Annotated in this window: 21 protein-coding genes; 10 read left to right on the top strand and 11 right to left on the bottom strand. The window is 67.0% G+C overall.

The window, feature by feature from the left end:
• Positions 1-26 precede the first annotated feature (26 nt).
• Positions 27-410, bottom strand: coding sequence for a host attachment family protein (locus tag BLQ03_RS00555; RefSeq protein ID WP_090751556.1), 384 nt, complete (start codon positions 408-410; stop codon positions 27-29).
• Between the two features lie 44 nt (positions 411-454).
• Entirely contained in the window at positions 455-1,669 is a 1,215-nt protein-coding gene (locus BLQ03_RS00550; protein ID WP_090751554.1) for a pyridoxal phosphate-dependent aminotransferase, read from the bottom strand.
• 78 nt (positions 1,670-1,747) lie between these two features.
• Here BLQ03_RS00550 and BLQ03_RS00545 point away from each other — a divergent pair, with 78 nt between their 5' ends.
• Entirely contained in the window at positions 1,748-2,038 is a 291-nt protein-coding gene (locus BLQ03_RS00545) for an FAD assembly factor SdhE (protein ID WP_090751552.1), read from the top strand.
• A gap of 178 nt (positions 2,039-2,216) precedes the next feature.
• The gene (locus BLQ03_RS00540; protein WP_245688636.1) at positions 2,217-2,618 is read left to right on the top strand and encodes a winged helix DNA-binding protein; all 402 of its coding nucleotides are present in this window, start codon (positions 2,217-2,219) and stop codon (positions 2,616-2,618) included.
• Positions 2,619-2,621: 3 nt separating this feature from the next.
• Here the strand turns inward: BLQ03_RS00540 and BLQ03_RS00535 are convergent, their stop codons facing one another.
• Positions 2,622-3,044, bottom strand: coding sequence for a VOC family protein (locus tag BLQ03_RS00535; RefSeq protein WP_090751550.1), 423 nt, complete (start codon positions 3,042-3,044; stop codon positions 2,622-2,624).
• Between the two features lie 89 nt (positions 3,045-3,133).
• Between BLQ03_RS00535 and thyX the strand changes: the two genes are divergently transcribed.
• From thyX to BLQ03_RS17840, 3 genes are all read left to right on the top strand, one after another.
• A complete protein-coding gene (gene thyX / locus BLQ03_RS00530; protein ID WP_090751548.1) occupies positions 3,134-4,039 on the top strand; it encodes an FAD-dependent thymidylate synthase in 906 nt (301 codons plus the stop codon).
• A 62-nt stretch (positions 4,040-4,101) separates the two neighbouring features.
• Positions 4,102-4,506, top strand: a complete 405-nt coding sequence (locus tag BLQ03_RS17845) for a hypothetical protein (protein WP_175558731.1) — start codon at positions 4,102-4,104, stop codon at positions 4,504-4,506.
• A gap of 186 nt (positions 4,507-4,692) precedes the next feature.
• Positions 4,693-5,280 carry a hypothetical protein gene (locus tag BLQ03_RS17840; protein WP_139166583.1) on the top strand — a complete coding sequence of 196 codons (588 nt, stop codon included), beginning with the start codon at positions 4,693-4,695 and terminating at the stop codon, positions 5,278-5,280.
• A 68-nt stretch (positions 5,281-5,348) separates the two neighbouring features.
• Here the strand turns inward: BLQ03_RS17840 and BLQ03_RS00525 are convergent, their stop codons facing one another.
• A complete protein-coding gene (locus BLQ03_RS00525) occupies positions 5,349-6,218 on the bottom strand; it encodes an alpha/beta fold hydrolase (RefSeq protein ID WP_245688619.1) in 870 nt (289 codons plus the stop codon).
• Positions 6,219-6,343: 125 nt separating this feature from the next.
• On the opposite strand from BLQ03_RS00525, the gene phnN reads away from it, so the two are divergent.
• Positions 6,344-6,871: a phosphonate metabolism protein/1,5-bisphosphokinase (PRPP-forming) PhnN gene (gene phnN, locus BLQ03_RS00520; RefSeq protein ID WP_090751544.1), complete on the top strand. Its 528-nt coding sequence runs from the start codon at positions 6,344-6,346 to the stop codon at positions 6,869-6,871.
• Here phnN and BLQ03_RS00515 read toward each other — a convergent pair.
• Complete coding sequence (locus BLQ03_RS00515; protein WP_090751541.1) at positions 6,847-7,527, bottom strand: DUF1045 domain-containing protein; 681 nt, start codon at positions 7,525-7,527, stop codon at positions 6,847-6,849. The two genes, phnN and BLQ03_RS00515, sit on opposite strands and share 25 nt — an antisense overlap.
• A 76-nt stretch (positions 7,528-7,603) precedes the next feature.
• On the opposite strand from BLQ03_RS00515, the gene BLQ03_RS00510 reads away from it, so the two are divergent.
• Entirely contained in the window at positions 7,604-8,743 is a 1,140-nt protein-coding gene (locus BLQ03_RS00510) for an alpha-D-ribose 1-methylphosphonate 5-triphosphate diphosphatase (RefSeq protein WP_090751539.1), read from the top strand.
• Positions 8,744-8,765: 22 nt separating this feature from the next.
• Here BLQ03_RS00510 and BLQ03_RS00505 read toward each other — a convergent pair whose 3' ends face one another.
• From BLQ03_RS00505 to fabA, 3 genes are read right to left on the bottom strand one after another with little or no spacing between them, the layout of a single operon-like run.
• Positions 8,766-9,554, bottom strand: a complete 789-nt coding sequence (locus BLQ03_RS00505) for an enoyl-ACP reductase FabI (protein ID WP_090751537.1) — start codon at positions 9,552-9,554, stop codon at positions 8,766-8,768.
• Between the two features lie 24 nt (positions 9,555-9,578).
• The gene (gene fabB / locus BLQ03_RS00500) at positions 9,579-10,808 is read right to left on the bottom strand and encodes a beta-ketoacyl-ACP synthase I (RefSeq protein ID WP_090751535.1); all 1,230 of its coding nucleotides are present in this window, start codon (positions 10,806-10,808) and stop codon (positions 9,579-9,581) included.
• A 17-nt stretch (positions 10,809-10,825) separates the two neighbouring features.
• Entirely contained in the window at positions 10,826-11,335 is a 510-nt protein-coding gene (gene fabA, locus BLQ03_RS00495; protein ID WP_090751533.1) for a bifunctional 3-hydroxydecanoyl-ACP dehydratase/trans-2-decenoyl-ACP isomerase, read from the bottom strand.
• A gap of 250 nt (positions 11,336-11,585) precedes the next feature.
• Between fabA and gdhA the strand changes: the two genes are divergently transcribed.
• On the top strand, positions 11,586-12,941 hold the full coding sequence (gene gdhA / locus BLQ03_RS00490; protein ID WP_090751531.1) for an NADP-specific glutamate dehydrogenase: 1,356 nt from the start codon (positions 11,586-11,588) through the stop codon (positions 12,939-12,941).
• 93 nt (positions 12,942-13,034) lie between these two features.
• Here gdhA and BLQ03_RS00485 read toward each other — a convergent pair whose 3' ends face one another.
• On the bottom strand, positions 13,035-13,895 hold the full coding sequence (locus tag BLQ03_RS00485; protein WP_090752090.1) for a glycosyltransferase family 2 protein: 861 nt from the start codon (positions 13,893-13,895) through the stop codon (positions 13,035-13,037).
• Between the two features lie 131 nt (positions 13,896-14,026).
• Positions 14,027-14,677, bottom strand: coding sequence for a hypothetical protein (locus tag BLQ03_RS00480; RefSeq protein WP_139166581.1), 651 nt, complete (start codon positions 14,675-14,677; stop codon positions 14,027-14,029).
• A gap of 116 nt (positions 14,678-14,793) precedes the next feature.
• Here BLQ03_RS00480 and infC point away from each other — a divergent pair, with 116 nt between their 5' ends.
• Together infC and BLQ03_RS00470 are read left to right on the top strand one after the other, a co-directional pair.
• Complete coding sequence (gene infC / locus BLQ03_RS00475) at positions 14,794-15,414, top strand: translation initiation factor IF-3 (protein WP_425415704.1); 621 nt, start codon at positions 14,794-14,796, stop codon at positions 15,412-15,414.
• A gap of 67 nt (positions 15,415-15,481) precedes the next feature.
• The gene (locus BLQ03_RS00470; RefSeq protein WP_090751527.1) at positions 15,482-16,606 is read left to right on the top strand and encodes an NAD(P)/FAD-dependent oxidoreductase; all 1,125 of its coding nucleotides are present in this window, start codon (positions 15,482-15,484) and stop codon (positions 16,604-16,606) included.
• Here the strand turns inward: BLQ03_RS00470 and rlmN are convergent.
• Positions 16,579-17,793: a dual-specificity RNA methyltransferase RlmN gene (gene rlmN, locus BLQ03_RS00465; protein ID WP_090751525.1), complete on the bottom strand. Its 1,215-nt coding sequence runs from the start codon at positions 17,791-17,793 to the stop codon at positions 16,579-16,581. The genes BLQ03_RS00470 and rlmN overlap by 28 nt on opposite strands.
• Positions 17,794-17,809 lie beyond the last annotated feature (16 nt).

Raw genomic sequence — 17,809 nt, 5'->3', positions numbered from 1 at the left:
GCGCCCTGTCCTGTCGATTCTCCCGGTCAGGCCAGCGCGCGGGCGATCTCGTCGGCGCTGGCGGCGGTCAGCGTCTTGGCGACTTCCTTCACCACCTTCTGCTCCAGCATCTTGTGATAGTTCTTCCGCATGACACCCAGCGTGTTGGGGTCGGCGATGATCACCAGTTCCTGCACCTTGTTCTGCAGGACCATGAGGTTCAGACGCTCGGTCAGCTGCTTGGCGAAGGTCGCCTCGTCCTCGTCGCGGGGGGGCGTGTCGTCGGGTTGCCGGCCCTGGCTTTCGTCCTGCAGGTTGGTCGGGCCGATCCGCTCGACCTCCTCCAGCTCGATCCTGAACTTGGCGGTGTTGCGGAACAGTACGGCCTTTTTCCCGTCGGCAACGACGACCAGCGCATCACGAGACAGCATGTTCTTGTCCTTTCGGGTTTATTCCCGACCAGAACGCCCCCCTGTCACGCCGGTTCCTGCCGCAGGTTGCCGCAGAAGCCGCGGATACGGGCAATGGCATCCGACAGCTGCTCGTCCGAGGCGGCATAGCTGATACGGAAATGCGGCGAGAGGCCGAAGGCCTCGCCAAAGACCACGGCGACGCCGGTCGCGTTCAGCAGTTCCATCGCGAAGGTGCGGTCGTCGGCGATCACCGTGCCCTCGGGCGTGCGGCTGCCGATGAGGCGCGCGATCGAGGGATAGACGTAGAAGGCCCCTTGCGGGGTGGGGCAGTCGATTCCCTCGCACTGGTTCAGCCCCGAGACGACCAGGTCGCGGCGCCGCTGGAAGGCCGCGCGGCTTTCCGTGATGTAGTCCTGCGGCCCGGTCAGCGCGGCCAGTGCCGCATATTGGCTGATCGAGCAGGGGTTCGAGGTCGATTGCCCCTGCACGTTCGCCATTGCCTTGATCAGTTCCACCGGGCCCGCGCCATAGCCGATCCGCCAGCCGGTCATCGCATAGGCCTTGCTGACCCCGTTCATGGTCAGCGCGCGGTTGATCAGGCGCGGCTCGATCTGCGCCGGGGTGACGAAGCGGAAGTCGTCATAGACGAGATGTTCGTAGATGTCGTCGGCCAGCACCCAGACCTGCGGGTGCCGCAGCAGCACGTCCGTCAGGGCGCGCATGTGGTCCTCACCATAACCCGCGCCGGTGGGATTCGAAGGCGAGTTCAGGATCACCCATTTCGTCTTCGGCGTGATCGCCGCCTCAAGCTGCTCGGGCGTGATGCGGTAGCCGTTTTCCAGGCTGCCGGTGACGATCACGGGCGTGCCCCCGCCCAGCGCCACCATGTCGGGATAGCTGACCCAGTAGGGCGCGGTGATGATCACCTCGTCACCGGGGTTCAGCGTCGCCATCAGTGCATTGTACAGGATCTGCTTGCCGCCCGTGCCGACGGTGATCTGCCCGGGCGCATAGTCCAGCCCGTTCTCGCGCCGGAACTTGTCGGCGACGGCGCGCTTTAGTTCCGGGATGCCGTCCACGGCGGTGTAGCGGGTGTGGCCCGCGTCGATGGCGGCCTTGCCCGCTTCGCGGATATGGGCGGGCGTGTCGAAGTCCGGCTCTCCGGCCGAGAGGCTGATGATGTCGCGGCCTTCCGCCGCCAGCTCGCGCGCCAGGTTCGTCATGGCGATGGTGGGCGAGGGTTTGACGCGGGACAGGGTCTGCGACAGAAAGCTCATCGGCGCGCTCCGGAACCATGGGGGACGGGGCGGTGATAGGCGCGGGGCGGCACCGCCGCAAGCGCAGGAGGAATGCGAATGGATGATCACGAGGCCCGGCTGAAGCGGATCGTCATGCGCAGCTGGCGGCGCGGCACGCGCGAGATGGACCTGATCCTCGGTCCCTTCGCGGAAGCCGAGTTGGCCGCGATGGATGCCGACAGCCTCGACGCCTATGAGCGGCTGCTCGAGGAAAACGACCAGGACCTCTACCCCTGGATCACGGCCCGGCTAAAAGGCGGCACGGCGGGGCCGCAGGTCCATGCGCCCATGCTGGACCGCATCGCGGCCCATGCGCAGGGCCGGCTGAGGGAAATCCGCGGCGCTTAACCGAATCTTGGGACGTCGGTGTCAGGGTGGCGGGAAAGACGCCAAACGGATGCCTGCCATGACCCGACTTGCCGTGCTGCGCCCCTCCGCGACGCCTGTGCCTCCTGCCGACGACCTGCCCGAGGTGCTGGAGCCCTATCTCGAAAGCCTGCAGATCCTCGACCGGCTGCACCGGCTGATGCTGGACCTGATCAAGGACGAGTTCGAGCGCCTTCGGCACGAGGACCTGACGCCGGTGCAGGCGCTGCTGCTGTTCAACCTCGGCAATGCCGAGGTTTCGGCGGGTGAGCTGCGGTCGCGCGGGATGTATCAGGGCTCGAACGTCAGCTACAATCTCAAGAAGCTGGTGCAGATGGGCTATGTCCACCACCAGCGCTCGGAAATGGACCGCCGCTCGGTCCGCGTCCGCCTGACCCCGCGCGGCGAGGAGGTGCGCGAGATCATCGGGCAGATGTTCCTGCGCCACGCGGCGGGGCTGCAGGCCTCGGGCGTGCTGGACGACCCGCCGCTTCCGCAGGTGAACCTGCAATGGCGGCGGGTCGAGCGTTTCTGGGCCGATCAGATCCGCTACATCTACTGACGCCTACCAGTGGCCGGTGTTGCCCATGCTGGCCCAGGGCTCCTGCGGCGGCAGGGAACCGCCCTTCTGCAGCAGCTCGATCGAGACGTTGTCGGGGCTGCGGACAAAGGCCATGTGGCCGTCGCGCGGCGGCCGGTTGATCGTCACGCCATTGTCCATCAGGTGCTGGCAGGTGGCGTAGATGTCGTCCACCTCATAGGCGAGATGCCCGAAGTGACGGCTGTCCGAGGGCAGGCCCTCGTCGCCGTCCCAGTTGTACGTCAGCTCGACCGGCGTTTCCGGCTGGCCGGGCGGGGCCATGAAGACCAGCGTGAAGCGGCCCTGCTCGCTTTCCACCCGCCGGGTCTCCTCGAGCCCCAGCAGGCGATAGAAACCCATGCTGGTGTCCAGATCCTTCACGCGGACCATGGTGTGCAGATAACGCATCGTGCTTCTCCCGTTTGGTGCGGCGGCAATGGTGGCACGCGGCGGTGCGGATCGCTAGAGACGGGGGAAAGAGAAGCCGAGAGGACGCCATGCCCCTGACCCCCGAGCAGCAAGCCGAGATCGACGAGGCCCGCGCCACCCCGCGCCAGACGCTGCGCGCGGTTAGCGAGGGGATGGAGCGGCACCTTTACGTAGCCCACCCCGTGCTGGACCACGGGCTTCTGCGCGTCATCGACTACATGGGCGACGATTCCGCCATCGTGCAGGCGGCGCGCGTCAGCTACGGCCGCGGCACCAAGGCCGTGTCGAACGACGAGGGGCTGATCCGCTACCTCATGCGGCACTGGCACTCGACCCCCTTCGAGATGTGCGAGGTCAAGTTCCACGTCAAGCTGCCGGTCTTTGTCGCACGTCAGTGGATCCGCCACCGCACCGCGAACGTGAACGAATACTCCGCCCGCTACTCGATCCTCGACCGCGAGTTCTACATCCCCGCGCCGGAACAGCTGGCTGCCCAGTCCACGGTGAACAACCAGGGCCGGGGCGCGGTGCTGTCGGGGGAGGAGGCGCAGCGCGTCCTGGACATCCTGCGCGACGACGCGATGCGGTCCTATGACCATTACGAGGGGATGCTGAGCCAGGAGGGCCAGCAGGGCCTTGCCCGCGAGCTTGCGCGGATGAACCTGCCCGCGAACATCTACACCCAGTGGTACTGGAAAACCGACCTGCACAACCTGTTCCACTTCCTGCGCCTGCGCGCTGACGCCCACGCGCAATACGAGATCCGCGTCTATGCCGAGGCGATGTGCCGCATCGTGGCCGACTGGGTGCCGCTGGCCTACGCGGCCTTCGAAGACTACCGGCTGGGCGGGGTGTCCTTGTCCGGCAAGGCCGTGGAGGTGCTGAAGCGGCGGCTGGCCGGCGAGACGGTCACGCAGGAGACCAGCGGCATGAGCAAGGGCGAGTGGCGGGAGTTCGAGGGGGTGTGGAGGTGACAGCTTGGCGAAAAGGCGTAGAGCCCTGCGAACTTTTGAAGCGCCTTTCGAAGAGCCGAACTGTGAATCCAGACGGATCGGCATCCACCCAGAGAATTGGATCATTTGAAGAGTGGCAAGCTCTTCTAGAGACGTATCTTGTCGACAAGAGTGTCGGCATTGCGGTCAAGAAAGAGGCTATTGCGAAGGCGAACCACAAGGCGCAAGATCATTCTCCAAATGAATTCCTTCACTTATACAAGGAAGAGCGCGCAAAAATTTTGCGTCTAAAAAGCTCGTATATTGTTGCCTTTCCTGTGTGGGGTCGCACTAGTCTGCTTGATGGTATTACGGCTTACGAGGAAAACGGTACTTGCATTGTGCAAGGTTTGAATCAGGGGGTAGAAGAAAAGATTCTTAAAGAAAGATCTGAGCAGAGGGAGGAAGGTAGTGATCTGTTTCGGACAATTTATTTTGGATGTGAGTGATATGAGATTTGCTACATCCAGAGTGCAGCGCACAATGAAGATGATGCGTTTGAGAGAGCTCACACTTTCCTGAGGAAAGTACTTGCTGCAATTTCCCACGTTGATGGACATGTTCAGTGGGCTATCGGAGGGTTGCGATATCCAATAGCTTCACCGTTGATAGCGCCGCAAATAACAGTCCATACAATGGATGGACAACTAGCTGCTAAGAAATTCTGGCATACTGAATGGAGCCCAAAGGCTAGGCTGGCAACTCAGCCCAATGCTGATCGCTGCAGCAAGGTAGCCGAAGCGGTTCGGAAATTGCTATCAGCGGCAAAAAGTTCAAAATGGCCGAAGCGTTGCGAAACTGCGCTGTTGCTCTACTATGATGCCTTTAGTGAGCATCAAGTCTCAAACACAGTTTTGGGTGCTTGGCGGCTGCTGGAGTTTGTTGCGGGCGAGCCTAGTGACAAATCAGATGTTCTCATTGATCGAGCATCTTACTTGATGGAAGATGCATTTGAAATGCAGTACTTGGGTGTTCATGTACGTGAACGGCGCAACGCTCTGACGCATGGGAGAGAGGTCATTGGAGAGGCTGACGACTGCCTTGCCCAGCAGTGCCAGCAGCTAGTCAATCCGATATTTCGTCATTTCATAATAAATCCATTCGGGTTTGAGAGGGTGGAAGAATTCTGGGAATTTCTTGATATGCCTACGTCAGTTGAAGGTATCATGAGGAAAGAGCGTATACATGCTGCCGCACAGAAATTCCGAGGGAGTGCAATTTAGTAGCAAGCGTGGGATGGTCCTCTGCACGCACCATCCCGCCGCCGAACGGTGCGTGTAAAGCACGCACCCTACGCAGCCGCCGTCCCCTGCACCGCCCCCATCCACGCCCTGACCACCTGCACGCTCTCCCCCTCGTCCAGCCAGGGGATATGCCCGCGTCCCGGCACCTTGCCGTAGATCATGTCGGGGCGGCGGCGCTGCATTTCCTCGACCGCATCCTCGCCCAGCAGGTCCGAGCCCTCGCCGTGGATCAGCGCGATGGGCAGCCCTTCGAGCGCATCGAACAGGGGCCAGGCGGTGGCGTCGGGGTTCTTGAAGGCGGCGAGGAAGGCCTCGCGCAGGGACGGGTCGTAGGTCAGGTTCACGCCATCCTCGGCCTGGCGGTAGAGGCGGGCAGCCTCTTCAACCCAGCGGCCCTCAGGGACCTCGCCGAAGCCGCGCAGCGTGCGGGGCAGGCGCTCGGCCACCTCGGCCAGCGTCCGGGCGGTCGGGGGGCGGCCGACATAGTCCATGATCGCCTCCAGCCCCTCGCGCCGCAACTGGGGACCCACGTCGTTCAGGCAGACGCCCAGCAGGCGCTCCCTGGCGACGGCCGCCAGGTACATGGCGATCAGCCCCCCGCGCGAGGTGCCGACGACGGCCGCTTTCTGAACCCCGAGGTGGTCCAGCAGCGCCAGCGCATCCGCGCTTTCCTGCGGGACGGTGTAGGTGGCGGCGCCCGTCCAGTCGGACTGCCCGCGTCCGCGATAGTCCATGCGGATCATCCGGCAGTCGGCCAGCGTCGGCGCGAGATAGTCGAAGTCGTCCATGCTGCGCGTCAGCCCCGCGAGGCACAGGACCGGTAGCCCCTCGCCTTCGTCCCGATAGGCGATCCGCGCGCCGTCCGCGGCGGTGAAATGCTGCACGTCCATGTCCCGTCCCCCTGCTTTGGCGGGCATCCTGACGTGCCTGCCGGGCGGGAGCAACAGCGGGTTGACCCGCGCGACCGCCGGGGGCACATCCGCCGGATGCAGGGGACGGGGTTCAGCGGCGCGGCGGCAGCTTTGCAAAGGGGGGCAGGGGCATGATCTTTGCCGTTGTCGGCCCCTCTGGCGCGGGCAAGGACACGCTGATCGCGGGCGCCCTGCGGCGTCGGCCCGACCTGCGGCTGGCCCGCCGCGTCATCACCCGCCCGACCGAGGCCGGGGGCGAGGATTTCGAGGGCATCACGCCGGCGGAATTCGCCGCCCGCAAGGTGCGGGGCGAGTTCGCGCTGGACTGGGAGGCGCATGGCCTGCGCTACGGCATCCCCCATGACCAGTTGCGGGGTGGCGACGTGATCTTCAACGGCAGCCGCGCGGCACTACCTGCCGCGCAGGCGCTGTTCCCTGACCTGCGGGTGATCCTTGTGACCGCCTCGGCACCGGTGCTGGCCGCGCGCCTTGCCGCCCGGGGCCGCGAAAGCGAGGCCGACATCCGCGAGCGGCTGGAGCGCGCCTCCTTCGACCTGCCGCCCGGCACCCGCGCCACGGTGGTCATGAACGACGGCACGGTGGAGGACGGCGTGGCGGGCCTGCTGGCCGCGCTTCAGCCGGACAGGGCAGCGCGGTGAAGCAGGTGGAAGCGGCCCTCGGTGTCCTCGCCAAAGAGGCAGAGGTCCTCGACGACGAAAGGGCGCGGCAGGACGGGGGACAGGTGATCCTGCAGGGCCGCCATCACCGGCGCACGCTGGTCGCCGGGCAGCTTGTCGGTCAGGGTCAGGTGGAACTGGAACTCCTCCATGACGAAGGGATAGCCCCAGCGGTCGAGCAACTCGCGCTGGCGGGACGACAGCTGCTCGGGCTTGCGGCGGGCGATCTCGGCGTCGGTCGGGGGCGCGCGCAGGGAATTGGTGCCCTCGACCACGGCCGCGGCAAGGGCCTGCAGCGCCTCGTCGCAGCCTTCAGGGATCAGCGCAAGGAAGCCATGCAGGTCCACCATTCGCAGCCCGTCGCAGGTCACGGAGGCAAGCCGGGCCGCCAGCGCCTCGACCGCCGCCACAGCATCGTCGGGGCTGACGCCTTCGCCCAAACGGAAGGGCGCACGGATCGTGCCGTGGAAGCCGTATTTCCGCGGATCGCGCGTCAGATCCGCCACGGGGCAGGGCATGCCGGGCAGATCGGGCTGCGCCACTTCGCGTCCCGCTTCGGGGTCCCAGCCCAGCCAGGCGGCTGTGCGGGACGCAAACTCTCCTTGGCGCGGCGCGTAATAGACGGCAAAGCGTTTCATTCCTACCTCCGGACATGCTGACCCCGAACGGCCCGCATGGCGGGGGTGTTCCGCATGCGCAAGACAGGACTGCCCGATGACCGACACGATCCTCGCCAATGCCACCCTGGTCCTGCCGACCGAGACCCTGCGGGGACGGGTGCGGCTGTCCGGGGGCCGGATCGCCGAGATCGCCGAAGGCGCGGGCGTCCCCCAGGGCGCCATCGACTGCGAGGGCGACCTGGTCATGCCGGGTCTGGTCGAGCTGCACACCGACAACCTTGAACGCCACATCCAGCCGCGCCCCAAGGTCGACTGGCCGCACCAGGCGGCGATCATCGCCCATGATGCGGAACTCGCCAGTGTCGGGATCACCACGGTCTTTGACGCGCTGCGCGTGGGCTCGGTCGTCTCGAACGAGGACGCGAACTACGGCGAATACGCCCGGGCGCTGGCCGACGAGATCCTGGAACTGCGCGGTCAGGGGGCGCTGCGGATCAGCCATCTCCTGCACCTGCGGGCCGAGATCTGCTCCGAGACGCTGGTCGAGGAGATGGCCAAGTTCGGTCCCGGCGACAGTGTCGGCATCGTCAGCCTGATGGACCACACGCCGGGCGAGCGGCAGTTCCGCGACGTAAGCAAGCTGCGCGAATTCGCGCTGGCCCGCTACGGGCTGACGGACGAGGTCTTCCGCCAGCATGTCGCCGAACAGCGCGCCCTGCGCGACCGCGTCGGCGATCTGCACGAGGCGACCGCCGTGGCCGAGGCCCGCCGCTATAGCGCGGTGCTGGCCAGCCACGATGACACCACGACGGGGCAGGTGGCCGTCAGCGCACGTCACGGCGTCCATTTTGCCGAGTTCCCGACCACCGTCGAGGCAGCGCAGTCCTGCCGCGCCCACGGCATCCGCGTGATGATGGGGGCGCCGAACCTGATCCGTGGCGGATCGCACAGCGGCAACGTGGCGGCCGAGGAACTGGCGCGGGCGGACCTGCTGGACATCCTGTCCTCGGACTACGTCCCCTCCTCGCTGCTGTCGGGTGCGCTGATGCTGGGCGACCTGTGGGGCGACATGGCGCGCGGGATCGCCTGTGTCACCGCCGCGCCGGCCGCGGCGACGGGGCTGGACGACCGTGGGCGCCTGAGCCTCGGTGCCCGGGCCGACGTGATCCGCGTGGCACGCATCGGCCAGGCCGCCGCCGTGCGGGGGGTCTGGGTCGAGGGGCGGCGGGTCTGATCCGCGCCGCGCGCCCCCGCGCTCAGATGTTTTCGGGCTGCGGCATTCCCAGGACGTGATAGCCGCCGTCCACGGTCACGACCTCTCCGGTCGTGCAGGCGCCCCAGTCCGAGGCGAGCCACACCGCCGTCCCGCCAATCGCCTCAAGCGTGGCGTTGGCGCGCAGGGGGGCGTTCGCCTCGGTATGGCGATAGGTCTTGCGGGCGCCGCCGATGGCCGCGCCGGCCAGCGTCTTCATCGGGCCGGGGCTGATCGCGTTCACGCGGATGCCCTGCGGCCCGAGGTCGTTCGCCAGATAGCGCACCGCCGATTCCAGCGCCGCCTTGGCCACACCCATCACGTTGTAGAAGGGCGTCACCCGGTTCGACCCGCCATAGGTCAGGGTCAGGATCGTGCCGCCCTCGGTCATCAGCGGCAGCGAGCGGCGGGCGACCTCGATCAGCGAATAGCAGGAGATGTCCAGCGACTGCTTGAAGTTCGCCCGGCTCGTGTCCACGAAGCGGCCGGTCAGCTCGTCCTTGTTGGAAAAGGCGATGGCGTGGACCAGGATGTCCAGCCGCCCCCAGCGTTCGCCCAACGCGGCAAAGGCGGCGTCGAGCGAGTCGTCATTCGTCACATCCACATCCAGCAGGAGGTCCGACCCAACTGACTCCGCCAGCGGCTGGACCCGCTTGCCGAAGGCCTCGCCCTGGTAGGTGAAGGCCAGTTCCGCCCCCTGCGCGGCCAGCGCCTTTGCGATGCCCCAGGCGATCGAGCGGTCATTGGCGACCCCCATCACAAGGCCGCGTTTCCCCTCGAGCAATCCCGGCATGGACAAAGATCCTTGTTATGAATGTCAGTTGCGGAACCTGGACATCACCAGCGTCGCATTGGTGCCGCCGAAGCCGAAGCTGTTGGACAGCACGCTGTCGAAATCGACGTTGTCGATGCGGCTGGTGGCAATCTCTTCCGGCCGGATCTCGGGGTCGAGTTCCGTGACGTTGGCCGAGGCGGCGATGAAGCCGTGCTGCATCATGAGCAGCGAATAGATCGCCTCGTGCACGCCTGTCGCGCCGAGGCTGTGCCCGGTCAGCGACTTGGTCGAGGACACGGGCGGCACCGCACCCTCGCCGAAGACGCGGCGGAGGGCCTTGATCTCGGTGACGTCGCCCGCCGGGGTCGAGGTGCCATGCGCGTTCACATAGCTGATCTTGCGGCCTTCCGGCAGCGTGCCGAGCGCAAGCTTCATCGACCGCTCGCCGCCCTCGCCCGAGGGGGCGACCATGTCGTAGCCGTCCGAGGTCGCGCCGTAGCCCGTCACCTCGGCATAGATCCTGGCGCCGCGCGCCTTTGCATGCTCAAGCTCTTCCAGCACGACCACGCCGCCGCCGCCGCCGATCACGAAGCCGTCGCGGGTCGCGTCGAAGGGGCGCGAGGCGGTCGCGGGCGCGTCGTTGTATTTCGAGGACATCGCGCCCATCGCGTCGAACAGGCAGGAGAGCGTCCAGTCCAGTTCCTCGCCGCCACCGGCGAAGACGATGTCCTGCTTGCCCATCTGGATCAGCTCGGTCCCGTTGCCGATGCAATGGGCCGAGGTCGAGCAGGCCGAGGTGATCGAGTAGTTCACGCCCTTGATGGAAAAGGGCGTCGCCAGCGTCGCCGAGTTCGTGGACGACATGCAGCGCGTGACCATGAAGGGCCCCATGCGCTTGGGCGCGCCCTTTTCAACGACGATCTGGTGGGCGTTGAAGAAGTTGGACGTCGACGGCCCGCCCGAGCCCATCACAAGGCCCGTGCGCGGGTTCGACACGTCGCCGGGCTCCAGCCCCGAGTCCGCAACGGCCTGCTGCATGGCGATGAAATTCCAGGCTGCGCCCTCGCCCATGAAGCGCAGGTCGCGCTTGTCCACATGGGCGGCGATGTCGATGGTCGGGCGCCCCTCGACCTGGCTGCGGAAGCCGCGCTCGGCGTATTCGGGCGAAAAGACGATGCCGGAACGGCCCGTGCGCAGGCTTTCGGTGACCTCGGCGGCGTTGTTGCCGATGGGCGAGACGATCCCCAGCCCGGTGATGACGACTCGGCGCATGATGCAGCCCTTCTTGTTCAGCTCTCGGAAAGAGCGACCTTCATGTCCTTGACCTGGTAGATGACCTCGCCATCGGCTTCCACGATGCCGTCGGCCACGCCCATGGTCAGCCGGCGGGTCTGCACGGCCTTGGTGAAATCGACCTTGTAGGTCAGAAGCTTGCGGTCAGGCCGGACCATGCCGGTCAGCTTGACCTCGCCCACGCCCAGCGCATAGCCGCGCCCGGTCCAGCCGCGCCAGCCCAGGTTGAAGCCCGTCAGCTGCCACAGCCCGTCAAGGCCGAGGCAGCCCGGCATGATGGGATTGCCGGGGAAATGGCAGGCGAAGAACCACAGGTCGGGGGTGATGTCGAACTCGGCCACCACATGGCCCTTGCCATGCGCGCCCCGGTCCTCGCTGATGTCGGTGATGCGGTCCATCATCAGCATCGGCGGCTCGGGAAGCTGGGCATTGCCGGGGCCGAACAACTCGCCCCGCGCGCAGGCCAGAAGGTCGCCCTTGTCGAAGCGGGTCTGTTCCATCGCCATGCGGTTTGGTCCTGTCTGTCCACGCCGGCCCGTGCCGGCTTTTCCCGCGTCTATCATCCGGGCGGCAAACCGCGCAAGCAGGCGAGGGCGCCTCTGCCCGGCCCGCGAAATATTGCGCGCAACCCGGCGGAAGGTGGTGGAGGGCCCAAGATTTCATCGTATTTCCGCACAAAAATTGTGCAAGGCAGTTGTAGCCTGCCCGAGTCTGGGATTATGCCGCGCGCCGGAGACCCACAGTGGCGGGACGGACATGGTACGCATCGACGACAAGCTTCAACACATCCTCACCACGGTGAAGGAGCGCAACGCGGGCGAGCCCGAGTTCCACCAGGCCGTGATCGAGGTCATGGAAAGCCTTGGCCGCGTCGTCGCCAAGCACCCTGAATACCTGGAAGAAGGCCTGATCGAGCGCATCTGCGAGCCCGAGCGCCAGATCATCTTCCGCGTGCCGTGGATCGACGACCAGAACCGGGTCCAGATCAACCGCGGCTTCCGGGTCCAGTTCAACTCGGCGCTCGGCCCCTACAAGGGCGGTATCCGCTTCCACCCCTCGGTGAACGTCGGCATCATCAAGTTCCTGGGCTTCGAGCAGACCTTCAAGAACGCCCTGACCACCATGCCCATCGGCGGCGGCAAGGGCGGCTCGGACTTCGATCCCAAGGGCCGCAGCGACCGCGAGATCATGCGCTTCTGCCAGTCCTTCATGACGGAACTGCACCGGCACCTGGGCGAATACACCGACGTTCCGGCCGGTGACATCGGCGTGGGCGGGCGCGAGATCGGCTACATGTTCGGCCAGTACAAGCGCCTGACCAACCGCTACGAGGCGGGCGTTCTGACCGGCAAGGGCCTGTCCTACGGCGGCTCGCGCGCGCGCCCCGAGGCCACAGGCTACGGCGCGGTGTTCTTCGTGCGCTCGATGCTCAAGGCCGTGGGCGAGGATTTCGAGGGCCGCACGGCGGTCGTCTCGGGCTCGGGCAACGTGGCGACCTTTGCCATCGAGAAGCTGCAGGAATACGGCGCCAAGGTCGTCGCCTGCTCGGATTCCGGCGGCTATGTCGTGGACGAGGACGGGCTGGACCTCGAACTCGTGCGCGAGATCAAGGAAAAGCGCCGCGGCCGCATCTCGGAATATGCCCGCATCAAGGGCACCGGCACCTATTTCATCGAGGCCGGGAAGGGCGCGATCTGGGATGTTCCCTGCGAGATCGCACTGCCCTGCGCGACGCAGAACGAACTGACCGGCCGTCATGCCAAGACGCTGATCCAGAACGGCGTCCGCGTCGTGGCCGAGGGCGCCAACATGCCCTGCACCCCCGACGCGGTGGAAGCCTTCCGCCGGGGCGACGTGCTGTACGCCCCCGGCAAGGCCGCGAACGCGGGCGGGGTCGCCACCTCGGCGCTGGAGATGCAGCAGAACGCCTCGCGCGACAGCTGGACCTTCGAGGAAACGGTCGAGCGCCTGGACGGCATCATGACCGACATCCACGACGTCTGCGCCGAAACCGCCGAGGAATACGGCGCGCCGGGCGACTACGTGCTGGGCGCCAACATCGCGGGCTTCGTCCGCGTGGCCGAGGCGATGCGCGCGCTGGGCGTCATCTGACGCAGGCCGGGGCGCGGGTTGCGCGCCCCCGGCTTCAGGAATGCGAAGGGGGCCTTGCGGCCCCCTTTTTCCTTCGCGGTCCTTGGCCCCGCGTCAGAACCACTGCCCCGGCTCCATCAGCCCGCGCTCCATCAGCTGGTGCGAGGACCAGCGGAAGGGTTCCGAGTTGCGCCAGGTGAAGCCCCGGATCTGTTCGCGCGAGCCGGGGTTGCGCACCAGGGCCTTCGCCACCCGGAAGGACGCCACAGCCGCCGTCAGGTTGTTGTGCCAGGGGCAGGAATAGGTGTTGTATTCCTCGATCGACAGCCGGTGGTCGGGCAGCAGCCGCAGGCCCTTTTCGGTGCGGAACAGCGCGATGCGGTCGATGCGGCGGCGGTCGGGGGGCAGGTGCTCCTCGAAGCGCCAGCGCAGGCCCCCGAAGAAATCCAGCTGCCGCTCGCGGGTGCCGCCGCTGCGGTCGGAACGGCCCAGGGCGTAATAGCCCGTCCCGTCGAACATGGCCTCGTCCATGCTGACGGCATCGGGATGGCGCGCCAGGTCCGGGGCATAAAGGTCGATCACATAGGTCAGCATCCCCCGCCGTCGCTCCTCGGCGTGGAAGGCCAGCATCTCGCCCACGCCGCGGCTTTCCGAGAAGGGATAGAACAGGAACTCGGCGTTGTAGCCGTAGTAAAGCCAGGTATCGGCAGGGGCCGCTTCGATCACGGCATTGACCGCGCGGACATGGGCCCCCGAGGCGCGCGCGTCGAACAGCAGGTTCAGCACCCGGCCCTTGGGATCGTCGGGCAGGTCGGCAGGGGACAGCGGCTCGGGCGACAGGGCGAGGATCTTCTTGAAGCCCGCCTCGATGTGATGGGACAGGGTCGCGGCGACCTCGACCATGTCCTCGACCAGGATGATGGCGATCGGACCGCGGCGCAGGTGGTCGCCGGGACTTGCCAGGAAGGCGTCCAGCGGAACGGGGCGGAAAGGCGCGGCCGGCTGGCCCTCGGCGGCTGCGGGCAGCGGGGGCGCGGCCGGGCGCGAGGGTTCGTTCAGGCCCTGGGGGTCGGCCGGGTCGGGCCGGACAAGAGGGCTGGCCTCGTTCACCGCAGCACCGCCCGCACCTGTTCCAGCGCCGAGCGCAGCATGGCCGGGCTGCTCGAGGCCGCCGTCACGATGGTCTTCAGCGACTGCTTCTGCGCGGCCTCGAGGTTGCTCGAATCGATCAGGGCGGCGACCTCCCCCGCGTTGAAGCCCTCAGGGGTCAGCAGCCGGTCGATCTCGGCGGCGGTGCGCGCGGCGGTGGTGGCGGTTCCGGCGGCAGTCCCCGCGTCGCGCGCGGCGGACCCTGCGGCCTCGGTCGCGGCAGCGGCGTCCGTGGCGTCGCCCGCCCGGGCTTCGGCCTGCGCCTGCGCTGCGGCATCCGCCGCCTCGGCGGCTGCCTGGATGGCGGCTTCAGCGGCTTCCTGCGCTGCGCGCGCGGCCTCGTCCAGCGGCACGGTGGCCGTGCCCTCTGCCGCCTGCGTCGCGGTCGCTGCGGCATCCGCGGCCATGTCCGCGGCGTCGGCGGCGGCATCGGCGGCGCTGCCTGCAGCCGATGCGGCGCTGTCGCCCGCCTCTGCGGCCGGATCGGCCGGCGGGGGGGCAGGGGCGGTCGCGACCGGCTCGGCCGGCTGGCGCGACTGCCATTGCCAGGCGAAGACACCGGCCAGCAGGATGACCAGAACGAGAATCACAGCCCCAAGGCGCGTCATCAGCGAAACCCCATGATCCATCGCCCGCCCGTGCCGCCGCATCCGCCGCCGCCACAGGGGACAATCCTTCTATCGCACAGCGCGACGCGCCGGAAAACCCGCGCGGGCTGCCCCAGGTGCCCGCCTTGCCTGTTGAATCGCGGGGCGCGCTTGATTATCTCGTGATCGATTCTTTCAACCATGCAAGGACTACGCCCATAGCCCGCAGACCGCACAACGCTCCGCCCACCCGCGACACCGGCCCCCGCACGAACGATCGGATCAGGGTTCCGGAAATCCGCCTGATCGGCGCCGACGGGGAAAACATCGGGGTGGTTACTCCTGCCCGGGGCATCGCCCTCGCCCAGGAAGCCGGATTGGATCTGGTCGAGATCTCGCCCAACGCCGTGCCGCCGGTCTGCAAGATCATGGACCTCGGCAAGTTCAAGTATGAACAGCAGAAGCGCGAGGCCGAGGCCCGCAAGAAGCAGAAGACGATCGAGATCAAGGAAATCAAGTTCCGTCCGGGAACCGATGACCACGACTACGACGTCAAGATGCGGTCGGTGATGCGCTTCCTGGAAGACGGCGACAAGGTGAAGATCACCCTGCGCTTCCGCGGCCGCGAGATGGCCCACCAGAACCTGGGGATGGAGCTTCTGAACCGCGTCCGCGACGACGTGGGCGAGGCGGGCAAGGTCGAATCGATGCCCAAGCTGGAAGGCCGGCAGATGGTGATGATGATCGCGCCCCGCTGAGGCGCCGGTCATATGGATGAACGGCCCGCCCTTCGGGGCGGGCCTTTTTCTTGGGCGGAGTTCGGACATGGATCGGGTCGGCTGCATCGTTGTGGGCGCGGGCGTCGTGGGACTGGCCGTGGCCCGCGCCCTGGCCCTGCAGGGGATCGAGGTGGTGATCGCCGAGAAGGCCGAAGCCATCGGCACCGAGACGAGTTCCCGCAATTCCGAGGTGATCCACGCAGGCATCTATTACGCCCCCGGCAGCCTCAAGGCGCGGCTCTGCACGGCGGGCCGGGCGATGCTTTACGACTATGCCGCCCGGCGCGGCGTGCCCCACCGGCGCTGCGGCAAGCTGATCGTGGCGACCTCGCCCGAGCAACTGGCGGTGCTGGAGACCATCGCGGGCCACGCGGCGGCGAATGGCGTGACACTGACCATGCTGACCGGGGCGCAGGCGATGGAGCTTGAACCTGCACTCTCCTGCCACGGTGCGCTTCTGTCGCCGGAAACGGGCATCGTGGACAGCCATGCGCTGATGGAGGCGCTGCTGGCGGATGCGGAAGCCGCGGGCGCCTCTCTGGCCCTTGGCACGCAGGTTTTCGCCATAGAACCCACCGCCGACGGCTTCGTCGTGGACACCGAAACGGATGGCGAGCGCTTCCGGCTGGCTGCCGACATGGTGGTGAACGCCGCCGGGCTCTGGGCCTCGCAGGTGGCGCAGGCGGTGCAGGGGCTGGACCCCGCCCATGTGCCCGTTACCCGCTATGCGCGCGGCAGCTATTACGCCGCGCCGGGCAGGCCCGCCTTCTCGCGCCTGATCTACCCGGTGCCGGAACCGGGCGGACTGGGCGTCCACCTGACACTGGACCTTGGCGGTTCGATGCGTTTCGGCCCGGATGTCGAGTGGATCGACAGCATCGACTATCGCGTGAACCCCAATCGGCAGGCGCATTTCGAATCCGAGATCCGCCGCTACTGGCCTGAATTGCCCGAGGGGGCGCTGGCGCCCACCTATTGCGGCATCCGCCCCAAGATCAGCGGCCCCGGAGAGCCTGCCGCTGATTTCCGCATCGACGGGCCGGAAGCGCATGGCCTCCCCGGCCTCGTCAACCTGTTCGGCATCGAAAGCCCGGGCCTGACCTCATCTCTGGCGATTGCCGAGGAGGTCGCAGCCCGGCTGGGTCAGATCCCCGCCTCGGCCGCAACCTGAGCCGCCGATTTGCGGCCACGCTCGGTGGCCGATTTCAGCTGCCCGCAGGCGGCCATGATGTCCTCGCCCCGCGGCGTGCGGATGGGCGAGGCATAGCCCGCCTTGTAGATGATGTCGGCGAAGGCCTCGATCCGCTCCCAGGACGATCGCTTGTAGGGGGCGCCGGGCCATTCGTTGAAGGGGATCAGGTTGATCTTGGCCGGGATGCCCCGGATCAGCCGGATCAGGCGGCGCGCGTCCTCGTCCGTGTCGTTCACGCCGTCCAGCATCACGTATTCGAAGGTGATCCGTTCGCTGTTCGACAGGCGGGGGTATTCGCGCAGGGCGCCCAGCAGCTCGTCGATGTTCCAGCGCTTGTTGATCGGCACCAGCCTGTCGCGCACCTCGTTGGTGGTGGCATGAAAGCTGACCGCAAGCTGGCAGCCGATCTCCTCGGCGGTGCGGGCGATTTCCGGCACGACGCCCGAGGTGGACAGCGTGATGCGGCGGCGCGAGAGGCTCAGCCCCTCGTTGTCCATCACGACCTTCATTGCGTCGCGCACGTTGTCGAAGTTGTAAAGCGGCTCGCCCATGCCCATCAGCACGAGGTTCGACACAAGCCGCGTCTCGTCCTTGGGCGCGCCGGGCTCGGGCCATTCGCCCAGGTCGTCGCGCACGACCATCAGCTGGCCCACGATCTCGCCCGCCGTGAGGTTGCGGACCAGCTTCTGCGTGCCGGTGTGGCAGAAGGTGCAGGTCAGGGTGCAGCCGACCTGGCTGGAGACGCAGAGCGTCCCCCGGCCTTCCTCGGGAATGTAGACCGTTTCGACCTCGTGCCCGCCCGCGATCCGCAGAAGGTATTTGCGGGTGCCGTCGTCGCTGACCTGGCGCGTCACGACCTCGGGCAGGGCGATCTCGAAGCGATCCGCCAGGAAGGCGCGGTAATCCTTGGCGAGGTTGGTCATCTGCGCGAAGTCGCGCAGGCCCCAGTGATAGACCCACTGCCAGATCTGGCCCACGCGCATCCGTGCCTGCCGCTCGGGCGTGCCGGCGGCGATCAGGGCGTCGCGCAGCTGTTCGCGCGTCAGGCCGACGATGTTCGTGCGGGCGCCGGCGTCCAGCTTGCGCGGGATCGTCCGCACATCCTGCACGATCGGCGCAGCCGGGGCGGGCGGCGTCTCAAGGGTCGGGGCGGCGTGCGTCGTCATCGGCGGAAATCCAGCG

This window comes from Paracoccus chinensis (genome assembly GCF_900102885.1).
In the GTDB taxonomy this organism is placed as follows: Bacteria; Pseudomonadota; Alphaproteobacteria; order Rhodobacterales; family Rhodobacteraceae; genus Paracoccus; species Paracoccus chinensis.
Note: the sequence above shows the minus strand (reverse complement) of the source record. Positions and strands in the feature narration are given on the sequence as shown.